The organism is Geodermatophilus maliterrae (assembly GCF_041018925.1).
In the GTDB taxonomy this organism is placed as follows: Bacteria; Actinomycetota; Actinomycetes; order Mycobacteriales; family Geodermatophilaceae; genus Geodermatophilus; species Geodermatophilus maliterrae.
In genome coordinates this window covers 99052-110135 of the sequence record NZ_JBFNXQ010000006.1, presented here as the reverse complement: position 1 = coordinate 110135, position 11084 = coordinate 99052, and the positions used below count along the sequence as shown (strand labels likewise).

General features: G+C 75.7%; 9 protein-coding genes and 1 pseudogene. 5 read left to right on the top strand and 5 right to left on the bottom strand.

Translation table 11 applies throughout. From position 1 onward, the window contains the following. Nucleotides 1-959, top strand: a pseudogene (locus tag ABQ292_RS03765) (hypothetical protein); the annotation flags it as partial. 47 nt (nt 960-1006) lie between these two features. On the opposite strand, the gene ABQ292_RS03760 reads toward ABQ292_RS03765, so the two are convergent. After that, on the bottom strand, nt 1007-1630 hold the full coding sequence (locus ABQ292_RS03760) for an SACE_7040 family transcriptional regulator (RefSeq protein ID WP_369203363.1): 624 nt from the start codon (nt 1628-1630) through the stop codon (nt 1007-1009). A gap of 147 nt (nt 1631-1777) precedes the next feature. On the opposite strand from ABQ292_RS03760, the gene ABQ292_RS03755 reads away from it, so the two are divergent. After that, the gene (locus ABQ292_RS03755) at nt 1778-2932 is read left to right on the top strand and encodes an acyl-CoA dehydrogenase family protein (RefSeq protein WP_369203361.1); all 1155 of its coding nucleotides are present in this window, start codon (nt 1778-1780) and stop codon (nt 2930-2932) included. 247 nt (nt 2933-3179) lie between these two features. Further along, entirely contained in the window at nt 3180-4010 is an 831-nt protein-coding gene (locus tag ABQ292_RS03750) for a cyclase family protein (protein ID WP_369203359.1), read from the top strand. A 204-nt stretch (nt 4011-4214) separates the two neighbouring features. Here the strand turns inward: ABQ292_RS03750 and ABQ292_RS03745 are convergent, their stop codons facing one another. From ABQ292_RS03745 to ABQ292_RS03735, 3 genes are read right to left on the bottom strand one after another with little or no spacing between them, the layout of a single operon-like run. Beyond that, on the bottom strand, nt 4215-5237 hold the full coding sequence (locus tag ABQ292_RS03745; protein ID WP_369203357.1) for an NADPH:quinone reductase: 1023 nt from the start codon (nt 5235-5237) through the stop codon (nt 4215-4217). 54 nt (nt 5238-5291) lie between these two features. After that, complete coding sequence (locus ABQ292_RS03740; RefSeq protein WP_369203355.1) at nt 5292-5816, bottom strand: GNAT family N-acetyltransferase; 525 nt, start codon at nt 5814-5816, stop codon at nt 5292-5294. A gap of 48 nt (nt 5817-5864) precedes the next feature. Continuing rightward, complete coding sequence (locus ABQ292_RS03735; RefSeq protein ID WP_369203353.1) at nt 5865-6200, bottom strand: hypothetical protein; 336 nt, start codon at nt 6198-6200, stop codon at nt 5865-5867. A 137-nt stretch (nt 6201-6337) separates the two neighbouring features. Here ABQ292_RS03735 and ABQ292_RS03730 point away from each other — a divergent pair, with 137 nt between their 5' ends. Then, on the top strand, nt 6338-7240 hold the full coding sequence (locus ABQ292_RS03730; protein WP_369203350.1) for an ATP-grasp fold amidoligase family protein: 903 nt from the start codon (nt 6338-6340) through the stop codon (nt 7238-7240). 41 nt (nt 7241-7281) lie between these two features. On the opposite strand, the gene ABQ292_RS03725 is transcribed toward ABQ292_RS03730, so the two are convergent. Continuing rightward, nucleotides 7282-8796, bottom strand: coding sequence for an ArnT family glycosyltransferase (locus ABQ292_RS03725; protein WP_369203348.1), 1515 nt, complete (start codon nt 8794-8796; stop codon nt 7282-7284). A gap of 412 nt (nt 8797-9208) precedes the next feature. Here ABQ292_RS03725 and ABQ292_RS03720 point away from each other — a divergent pair, with 412 nt between their 5' ends. Next, nucleotides 9209-11062 carry a putative bifunctional diguanylate cyclase/phosphodiesterase gene (locus ABQ292_RS03720; protein ID WP_369203346.1) on the top strand — a complete coding sequence of 618 codons (1854 nt, stop codon included), beginning with the start codon at nt 9209-9211 and terminating at the stop codon, nt 11060-11062. Nucleotides 11063-11084: the final 22 nt, after the last annotated feature.

Here is an 11084-nt window from a genome sequence, read left to right as displayed (position 1 = left end):
TCGGCGCCCTGCCCGTCCCGGTCGGGGCACCGTCGGCCCCCGCGGCGCCTCCCTCCGCCCCGGCCGCGTCCCGGGGGTGGGCGCCCACCGCCCGCTTCGCCACGCCCGAGCCCGACGTGCTCCCGGCCGCGGGCGCGCCCGAGGTCCCCGCCGACGAGACCGGCGGCATCGGCGGGCTCTTCGGCGGCGGCGGGCACGACCCCGGGCCGGCCGCGCCCGGATGGGCTCCCGCGGCGCCGCCTCCCGAGCCCTCCGTCCTGCCGGTCGACGGGCCCGCGGACCCGCCGGTCCCGCTGGTCGGCCCGCGCCGCCGGTCCCCGGCCGTTCGGCGCCGGCTCGCGCTGCTGGTCGCCGGGGCGCTGGCCCTGCTCGTCGGCGTGGTCGGCACGGTCGTCGGCCTGACCGGCGACGACGACAGCGCCTCGGCGACACCGGAGCAGCCCACCTCGGTCAGCGCGTCGCCGGCCGCCCAGGTGCCGCCCGGGCCGCAGCCGGGCCAGCGCACGGTGCTCGACGGCACGACGTTCGTCCTCCAGCAGGTGCGCACCGAGGGCACCTGCACCGGCAACGCCTACGGCGCGGTGGCCGACTTCTTCGAGCGGCGCGACTGCGCCGGCCTGTCGCGGGTGCTCTACGCCACGGACGTCGCCGGCCGGGCCGCGGTGGTCTCGGTGGTGGCGGTGGACATGGGCGACCCCGCCGGTGCCGGCGCGCTGCGGGCCCTGGCCGACCGCGACGGCAGCGGCAACGTCAGCGACCTGCTGCGCGAGGGCGCCCGCTACGCCGGCGGCCCCGCCGAGCTCTCCGGCGCCGAGTACGCCAGCGCGGTGGAGGGGTCCGTCGTCACCATCGTCGAGACCGCGTGGGCCGCTCCCGGCGGGACCGGCACCTCGGCCGACCTCGACCTGGTGGCCGGCACCGCCCTCGCCCTGCCGATGCCCGCCCCCGCCGGCGGCTGACGCCCGGACGCGCCTCGCGCGCTGACGGCACCTCCCGGCCACGCGGGTCAGGCGGTGGCGGCGGCCTCGGCCATCGTGGCGAGCAGGGCGGCCATCGCCGGCCGCGGCAGCCGCCCGGCGCTGTGCGGCGTGGAGTTGACCAGCCCGAAGACGGCGTGCGCGCGGGCCCGGCTGGCGTCGGTGCCCTCCTCGGGTCGCAGCCGGGTCAGGACGTCGACCCACACCTCGACGTAGCGGCGCTGCAGCCGGCGCACGGTCGCGGCGTCGGCGGGCGGCAGCGAGCCCAGGTCGCGGTCCTGCACGGTGATCAGCGCGGGGTTGTCGAGGGCGAAGTCGACCTGGAAGGCGACCAGCGCCCGCAGCTGCGCGGCCGGGTCCGGGCCGGCAGCGGCCACCTGGTCGCTCGCGCCGGCCAGCAGCCGCTCGCTGATGCGCAGCAGCATCTCGGCCAGCATCGCGTCCTTGCTGGCGAAGTGGCGGTAGATGGCCGGTCCGGTCACACCGACGGCGGCCCCGACGTCGTCGACCCCGACCGACCGGGACCCGCGCTCGGCGAACAGCTGCGCGGCCGCCCGCAGGATCTGCTCGCGCCGGGAGGGCCGGGCCGCATCGGCCGCCAGCGCCGTGTCGGTCCCGGCCCCGGTCCCGCGGTCGGGCGCGCTGGCGATCACGCCGCGGATGCTAGCCGCCGTCCCGCCGGCGCTGGACCCCGATGTGAACCGTCGTTAACCTGGCGTCGAGTGGCCGGCCGACCGGGCCGGCCGCACGGGCGGCACCGCGGTGACCCCGCCGGCGCCCGCGATCACCAGGGAGCACACGTGCTGGACTACCGGCTCGACGAGGAGACCGAGGCCCTGCGGCGGACCGTCCGCGACTTCGCGCAGGAGGTGGTGGCGCCGCAGATCGGGGACTTCTACGAGCGCGAGGAGTTCCCCACCGAGATCGTGCGGCAGATGGGCGAGCTGGGGCTGTTCGGCCTGCCCTTCCCCGAGGAGTACGGCGGCTCGGGCGGCACCTACTTCGACCTCTGCGTGGCGCTGGAGGAGCTGGCCCGCGTGGACAGCTCGGTGGCCATCACGCTGGAGGCCGGCGTCTCGCTCGGCGCCATGCCGGTCTACCGGTTCGGCTCCGAGGCGCAGAAGAAGCAGTGGCTGCCCCGACTGTGCGCGGGCGAGGCGCTGGCCGCCTTCGGGCTGACCGAGCCCGGCGGCGGCTCGGACGCCGGCGCCACCCGCACCACCGCGCGGCTGGAGGACGGCTGCTGGGTGGTCAACGGGTCGAAGGCCTTCATCACCAACTCCGGCACCGACCTGACCGAGCTGGTCACCGTCACCGCGGTCACCGGCACCCGTCCCGACGGCGGCAAGGAGATCTCCGCGATCGCCGTCCCGTCGGGGACGCCGGGGTTCACCGTGGGCCCGCGCTACTCGAAGGTCGGCTGGAACGCCTCCGACACCCGCGAGCTGTCCTTCGCCGACGTCCGCGTGCCCGAGGAGAACCTGGTCGGCGAGCGGGGCCGCGGCTTCGCGCAGTTCCTGTCCATCCTCGACGAGGGCCGGGTGGCGATCTCCGCGCTCGCCGTCGGCCTGGCGCAGGGCTGCGTCGACGAGTCGGTGCGCTACGCCGCCCAGCGCGAGGCGTTCGGGCAGCCGATCGGCCGCAACCAGGCCGTGCAGTTCATGATCGCCGACATGGAGGTGCGGGCCTCCACCGCCCGGCTGGCCTACTACCGGGCCGCGGAGAAGATGCTGCGCGGCGAGCCGTTCCGCCGCGAGGCCTCGATCGCCAAGCTCTACAGCTCGGAGGTCGCGATGGACAACGCCCGCTACGCCACCCAGGTGCACGGCGGGTACGGCTTCATGAACGAGACGCCGGTCGGCCGCTTCTACCGCGACGCCAAGATCCTCGAGATCGGCGAGGGCACCAGCGAGGTGCAGCGGATGCTCATCGCCCGCGACCTCGGCGTCGGCTGAGGGAGGACCCCCTCAGGGCCCGCACCCGGCGAGATCGCCGGTCTCGTACGCACCGGAACTCCCAGCCGTGCCCGAGCGGCGATCCCCCGGGTCGGGGCGTCGCCTGCGCGGCGGTGGGCACCGCGCGGCAACGGGCGGTCCCGCGGCCGGTCCCCAGGGCTATGGTGCGCGGGCACCCGAGCCCAGGGGCACCCGGTCACGACGGGGACGACGGGGAGCGCGCATGTGCACGGAGCACACAGGCAGGGTGGCGCAGCAGGAACGCGCCGGGACCGGGGCCGGCTTCTCCCGGCGGGCAGCGCTGGTGGGCGGGGCGGCCGCGGCCGTGACCGCTGCGCTGGCCGGTACCGCTCGGGCCGAGGACCGGACACCGCGAACCCCGAGCTGGGGCGGGCGCGGCCTGTGCGACCTCACGCACCCGTTGACCACCAGTCTGCCGATGTTCGTCCCGGCCGAGGCGCCGTCCCGCCGCACCGTCGTGACGATCGAGGAGGATGGCTACTACCTGCAGGAGTGGCGCGTCTTCGAGCACACCGGCACCCACGTCGACGCGCCGGGACACTTCACGCCGGGCGGTCGCCTTGCGCCCGAGCTGCGGATCGACGAGCTCGTCACGCCCGCCGTCGTCATCGACATCAGCACGCGGGCGGCGGACGAGCCCGACACCGTCGTGACGATCGACGACGTCCACGCGTACGAGCAGCGCCACGGCCGCATCCCGGACGGCGCCGCCGTCCTCATGAACTCCGGCTGGGGCACCAGGATCGCCGATCCGGGGGCCTACCGCGGCGCGGACGCGGTGGGGACGCTGCACTTTCCAGGCTTCGGTGCGGACACCTGCGAGTGGCTGCTGGAACGCCGGCGCATCCGCAGCCTCGGCGTCGACACGCTCAGCATCGACCCGGGCGTGTCCACGACCTTCGACACCCACCTGGTGCTCACCGGCGCCGACCGCTACGGGCTGGAGAACCTCGCCCACCTCGACCGCATCCCACCCACGGGCGCGACGATCGTGGTCGGCCTCATCCCGTTCGAGGAGGGTTCGGGCGGTCCCGCGCGCGTCTTCGCCTCCTGGTGAACCGGCGGGCGCGGCGCGCCAGCCCGCCTGGAGTCTCCGTCAGGCCGGGGCCGCACCCGGGGTCGGCAGGTGCTCGGCGGCGACGCGCTGTGCGAGGCGTCCGAGCAGCGGGCCGGTGGTGAACCCGCGTCCCACCGCCGCGGCGGTGGGCGATCCCCCGGACCCGTCCAGGGAGACGAGGACGCGAGGCGCGTCGCGACCCCGTCAGGCCGTCACGTCGACCAGCACCTTGCCCACGGCGCCGTCCTCCACGGCGCGGTGGGCCTGGGCGGTCCCGGCCAGCGGGAAGACGTGCAGCGGCAGCCCCGCCTCCTCACCGACCCGCACCGCGCCGTCCAGCACGGCGGCGTTGACGTCCTCGACGGCGATGACCTTGGCGCGCTCGGGCTCGGTGTAGACGAGCACGAAGTGCCACTGGGCGTTGGGGCCCATCTGCGTGCGGACCGGCACGGTCACCTCGTCACCGCCGTTGTTGGCGTACACCGCGACCGCGCCGTGCGGGCCGATCACCTGCGCGTCGACGGCGGCGTTGACGGCCGGGGCGACCTCGGCGACGACGTCGACGCCCTTCGGGGCGACCTTGCGGACCTCGGCGACGACGTCCTGCTGCCGGTAGTCGACGACGTGCGAGGCGCCGGCCGCCGCGGCCAGCTGGGCCTTGTGCGGGCTGCTCACCGTGGCGACGACGGTGGCGTCGGCCCAGCGGGCGAGCTGGATCGCGGCGTTGCCGACCGCCCCGGCGCCGCCCTGCACGAGCACCGTGCGGCCGGTGAGCGCGCCGGGGCCGAGCCGGTCGGGCAGCGACTCGCCGAGGGTGAGGCAGCGGTGCGCGGTGAGGAAGGGGATGCCCAGGGCCGCGCCGAGCTCGAACGGCGCCTGCTCGCCCAGCAGCACCGCTTGCCGGGCCGGGACGACGGTGTACTCGGCCGCCGTGCCCCAGCGCCGCTGCCAGGCCGCCTCCCACACCCACACGCGCTGGCCGGTGACCGCCGGGGTCACGCCCTGCCCGACCGCCTCGATCACGCCGGAGCCGTCCTGGCCGGGCACCTGGGCCTCCCCGGCCGGCGCACCGGCGGTGGCGCCCGACCGCGACTTCCAGTCGGTGGGGTTCACGCCGGAGAAGGCCAGCCGGACCCGCACCTCGCCCGGGCCGGGGTCGGGCACGGGCAGGTCGAGCAGTTCCAGGACGTCGGGGCCGCCGGTGCGGCGGTAGCTGATGGCACGCACACGGCCACCTTGCCCCTCGGCCGAGGAGGCTGCCGGTCGGGCTCCCCACCGGTGTCAGCGGGGCCCGCGGACCGCCACGCCGCGCAGGTCCTCGCCGTCCAGGCGCATGACCTCGATCTCGTCGAGGCCCCGGGCGTGCAGCCGCCGGTAGAAGCGCAGGGCCGGCTCGTTGGTCCGCAGGACCCACCACTCGAGCCGGCCGCAGCCGCGTTCGACCGCCACGCGTGCGAGGTGGGTGAGCAGGAGCAGGCCGGTGCCGGAGCCACGGTGGTCCGCGCGCACGTACAGGTCCTCGAGGTGCAGTCCGGGGCGACCCACCACGGTGCTGTAGGTCGAGTAGTACAGGGCGAAGCCCACCGGCTCGTCCTCGATCGTCGCGACCACGGCCTCGGCCACCGGGACCTCCCCGAACAGCGCCCGGTCGAGGTCCTCCGCCCGGGCCGTGACCTCTCCGGGGAACTGCTCGGTCTCGGCCAGCTCGACGACGAACATGTGCAGGACGTCGACGTCACCCGGATCGGCGGGCCGGATGCGCGGGAGCTCCTCCTCGACCGTGGGTGCTGCCGACGGGTCCGTCACGCCCGGGACCCTACGGAGCGCCGGGAGCGAGCCCGGACGACGGTCGGGTCAGGCGGTGGGCACGACCTCGGGGGCGGCGGCGCGCTCGGACTGGATGCGCCGCCAGTGGTACACGTACAGCGGCCCGGCGATCAGCAGCGTCGTCCCGGCGCCCACCACGCTGATCACCTCGTAGCGGCGCTGCGAGTCCAGCGACTGCTCGGCCAGCCGCTGCTCCTCCTCGTCGTCCAGCGTCGGGTCGCCGACGTAGCCGACGCCCGGGTCGGGGTAGGCGATCCCGACCACGCCCTGGACCAGCTGCACGGCCGCGAAGATCGAGATGACCAGCGTGACCAGGCAGACCACGTACAGGTAGACGTTGCGGAGGGTCAGGCGCTCGGCCACGGGGGCTCCCGGTCGTCGACCGGCGTCGGCTCGCCGGCGGTGCGCGTCATGATCCGGACGGCGGGGCGCGAGCGGCGCCGGTGCGACCTCTCGCGGCCGAACCGTTACCGCGGCCCCGCCGGGGTAGGACGGCGCCCGTGACGGTCGAGGACCCCGCCCGCCTGGCCCGCGTCGTGCCACCGCTGCGCCGCGCCCTCCTCTACCGGCGCCACCACGGGCGGCTGCCGCCGCTGCGGGACCCGCGGACCTTCACCGAGAAGCTGAACTGGCGGATCACCCGCGACCGCCGCCCGCTGCTGGCGCCCACGTGCGACAAGCTCGCGGGCAAGGAGCGCTTCGCGCGCCGGGCACCCGGACTGGTGCGGGTCCCCGAGACGTACTGGGCGGGCACCGACGTCGCCGGGCTGGCCGGCGCCGACCTGCCCGCGCGGTGGGTGCTCAAGCCCAACCACTCCTGCCGCCGGGTGCTCGTGGGGGAGGGGCGGCCCGACGTCACCGACCTCGCCGCGCGGACCGCCGGCTGGGTCGGGGAGCGCTACTGGCGCAAGAGCGAGGAGTGGGCCTACCGGCACGCCCGGCCGCTCCTGCTGGCCGAGGAGCACGTGGGCGAGGCCGGCGAGGTGCCGGCCGACCTCAAGGTGCTGGTGTTCGACGGCGTGCCGCGGCTGGTCGGCGTCCACACCGGCCGGCAGGGGGAGCACCGGGCGCGGCTGTACACCGCCGACTGGGAGCCGCTGCCGTGGACCTGGGGCTACCCGGCCGGCCCCGAGGTCCCGCGCCCGGACTGGCTGCCCGACCTGCTCGCGGCCGCCGCGGCCGTGGCCGCCGGCTTCGACATGCTGCGCGTGGACCTCTACCGGCACGCCGGGCGGCTGTGGGCCGGCGAGCTCACGCCCTACCCGGGCGCGGGGCTGGGCCGGCTCGAGCCGGACCTCGACGCGCTGCTCGGGAGCTGGTGGACGCTGCCGGCCGCGCACACCGCCCGGTCGCCCGCCGGCCGGTTGCTGCCGGCCCCGGCAGGTGTCCTCCTGCGCCGCTGACCGGAGGCAGACTCCGTCGTCGGCGGCGGTGTCGGGACCCGTCAGTCGACCGGGTCCTCGCGAGAGGGCTGCCAGACCACCCACTCGTGCCCGCCGTCCGGGGTGCGGACCACTGTCGTCTGCGTGTACCCGAGGCTCGCCATCCGGGGCTCGAGTCGCCGGCCGATGTCCGAGGAGCCGTCGAGGAAGACCACCCCGAGCTGCCCGTCCGAGAGCGCTCGCTCGAAGGCGGGCAGGTCGGACAGGCCCTCGTACCGGAACGCCCCGTCGTAGGTCGACACCCACTGCCACGGCTGCGTCTGTTCCTGCAGTGCGTACTGCAGCGGCTCCGGGTTCTCCCCAGCGATCCGGATCCCCGGCGTGCTCCGGACGATCGGCGCGAGCGCCTGCGCCAGCGGCGCGGTGTCCGGCCAGCTCGTGAAGATCCGCTCCGACACCGACGCGCCGTGGACCAGGGAGCCGAGGAGCGCGGCTGCGACGAGCGGGGTGCCCCACCAGCGGTCCACCAGTGCCGCGCACAGGCGGCCCGCCAGGGGAGCTCCGAAGACGAGCCCGAGGACCACGGTCTTGTGCAGCGAGACCGACTCGCCCGTGTGCACCTGGTACAGGGGGGCGGCGACGCTCGCGACGAGCAGGACCGCGCCGAGCGCGGGACGGCTGCGCAGGACCAGCAGGCCGCCCAGCAGCCCCAGGGCGATCATCGGGCCGGCGTCGCTGACGACCCTCCCGAGCAGCTGCGCCGTGGTCTCCGGCGCGAGGCTCTGCCGCCGGATGGTGCTGTCGATCACGCCCTGCACCAGTGGTCGCGCCCAGGTGGCCGCGCTGAGCGCCAGGACGGCGATCGCCGCCGACCCTGCGACCAGGCTCGTCATCAGCCCCCTCCAGCGCCGGGAGGCGCCGAGGCTGCTGGCGGCGACGGCGAGCAGGACGAAGGGCGCGTCGATCGCGGAGGCGTACTTGAGCAGCACCGCCAGCGCGAGGAGGCCGCCGACCGACACCGCCCACCACCGGCTCCGCTCACGCTCTCCGCAGGCGACCCAGACGCCCACCGCGAGCGCCCAGGCGACGGCGGCGTAGGACGGCGCGTCGTACGTGGCGAAGTGGGTCAGGACGAGGACGGGGCCGCTGACGGCGAACACCAGGGCCGCGAAGACGCCGACGCGCACCTGGCCGGGGCGCCCGAAGAGGCTGTTGGCCGTCCAGTGGACGGCGGCGGTCGCGCTGAGCAGGCACAGCGTCGAGAACAGCCGCGCCAGCTCCAGGCCGCCCACGCTGTCCAGCAGCGCGGCGAGCACGGGGTACAGCTGCGGGGCCCCGGTGAACCAGGCACTGGGGTTGCTGTAGAGGTCCGCGCCGTTCAGCCAGTGGTCGATCGTCCAGTGGCCGTAGTAGAGGTACAGCGCCTCGTCCTGGAATGCCGAGTTGCTCAGCCGGAGGCTCAGGACCGCCTGCAGCAGCAGGACGGCCGCCAGGGGCAGGAGTCGCAGGAGCCGCTCGCGAGCAGGGCGCGACGAACGCGAGGAGGTCGCAGCGACCTCCCGGGCGGGTGCGGCCACAGCGCCGACAGGAGGCGAGACGCTGGTCACCGCGTGTTCGTCACGGAGGTCATGGCAGGTTCCCCAAGGGATCGGCAGTGGAACGCCGGTGCCGACGGTGCGCGGCGCGGACGGGTCGGCTCTCGTGGTCGGGGACGGCGATCGGAGGCACGTCAGGCGACCGGGTGGGTCAGGTGGACACCCAGGACCGGATCGTCATCCGTGGAGCACGGTACCCGCGTGACCGCCGGGGCCGCGGCAGGTCCCGGGTACCTCCTGCCGGCCGGCTGCCCGATCGCTCGCCGGCCGGTCGGCTGCGGTCGGCGCTGCCCGGCGTGCTCGGCCCTCTGCCGCGCCGCTGACCCCTCACCCCCGCGGGTGAGGCGACCCCTCGCTGCCTGGAGCGGCCCCGCGGACGGGCCGATGGGAGGGCATGGACCTCCGCGTGCTCGCCCGCCTGCGCAGCCACCTCCCCGAGGGGCGGATGCTGCCCGAGGAGGTCTGGCGGAGCCGCCACGTGCTGCTGCTGCGGGTGTCCGCGGCGCAGGCCGCCGGCATCGGCGTGATGGCGCTCGGCCTGGGCCGCTCGGTCCTGGCCGCCGTGCTCATGACGGCCGCCACGGCCTACCCGCTGGCCTTCACGCTGATCCCCGGCGCCGGCCGCACGCTGCGGGCGGCCGGGACCACGGTGAGCCTGCTGACCGCCTCGGTGCTGCTCGTGCACCTGCTCGAGGGACTGACCGAGGCCCACTTCCACTTCTTCGTCGTCGTCGGCCTGGTCTCGCTGTACCAGAGCTGGGCGCCCTTCGGCCTGGCGCTGGGCGTGGTCGTGCTGCACCACGGGGTGCTCGGCACGCTGTTCCCGCACTCGGTGTTCGGGCACGCGGCCGGGCACCACAGCCCGTGGGTGTGGACGGGCGTGCACGGCGCCTTCGTGCTGGCCGCGAGCCTGGCCCACCTCGCGTCCTGGCGGCTCAACGAGCAGCAGGGCCTGCGCGACCCGCTCACCGGGCTGGCCAACCGCACGCTGGTGCACGAGACCACCGAGCGGCTGCTGGCCCGCCGCGGCGGCGCCGTCAGCGTGCTGTTCCTCGACCTCGACGACTTCAAGGACGTCAACGACACCCGCGGCCACGCGGCCGGCGACCAGCTGCTCACCACGGTCTCCGAGCGGCTGCAGGCCTGCACCCGCTCCGGCGACGAGGTCGCGCGGCTGGGCGGCGACGAGTTCGCGGTCGTCGTCGACGGCGGCGCCGAGGTGGCGACGGCGATCGGCGAGCGGGTGCTGGCCGCGCTCGCCGAGCCGGTCCTCGTGGGCGGGCGGCCGCTGACGGTGCACGTGAGCATCGGGGTGGCCGACACCGCCACCGCCGGCGACCGCCGCGCCGGGACCCTGCTCCGCAACGCCGACCTGGCCATGTACCAGGCCAAGTCGCAGGGCAAGAACCGCCTGGTCCGCTACGCGCCGGGCATGGCCCAGGCCGCCGAGGACAAGGCCACCCTGGCCGCCGACCTCGCCGTCGCCACCGCCGCCGGCCAGCTCGCCGTGCACTACCAGCCGACGATCGCGCTGGCCGACGGCCGCACCACCGGCTACGAGGCGCTGCTGCGCTGGCACCACCCCCAGCGCGGGATGGTGCCCCCGATGGAGTTCATCCCGATGGCCGAGGAGAACGGGCACATCGTCGAGATCGGCCGCTGGGTGCTCGAGCAGGCGGTGCGCCAGGCAGCCGTCTGGACGGCGGAGTCCGGCCGCCCCGTCGGCATGGCGGTCAACCTCTCGCCGCGTCAGCTGGCCGACGACGACGTCGTCGGGCTGGTCGCCACCGTCCTCGCCCGGCACGGCCTGCCCGCCGGCCAGCTCACCCTGGAGGTGACCGAGGGCGTGCTGCTGCGCGACGTCGACCAGGTCGTCGACCAGCTGCGCGACCTGCGCGGGCTGGGCGTGCGGATCGCCATCGACGACTTCGGCACCGGCTACTCGAGCCTGTCCTACCTGCGCCGGCTCCCCGCCGACATCGTCAAGATCGACCGCAGCTTCGTGCAGGACCTCGGCAGCGAGGGCCGCTCGACCACCCTGGTCGCCTCGATCATCGAGCTGGCCCGCAGCCTCCAGCTGGAGGTCGTCGCGGAGGGTGTCGAGACGCAGGAGCAGCACGCCGTGCTCGGCGACCTGGCCTGCTCGCACGCCCAGGGCTACCTGTTCGGCCGCCCACAGCCGGCGCCCGCCCACGACCACACGCCGTCCGCCGTCCCGGCACCCCAGCTCCCGGTCTCCGTCGGCTGACGAAGGACCCTCCTGCCCCCCG

Bases quoted from the DNA above. Each gene is read 5' to 3' on its own strand.
- ABQ292_RS03720 (WP_369203346.1), top strand. From the start codon at position 9,209: ATGGACCTCCGCGTGCTCGCCCGCCTGCGCAGCCACCTCCCCGAGGGG.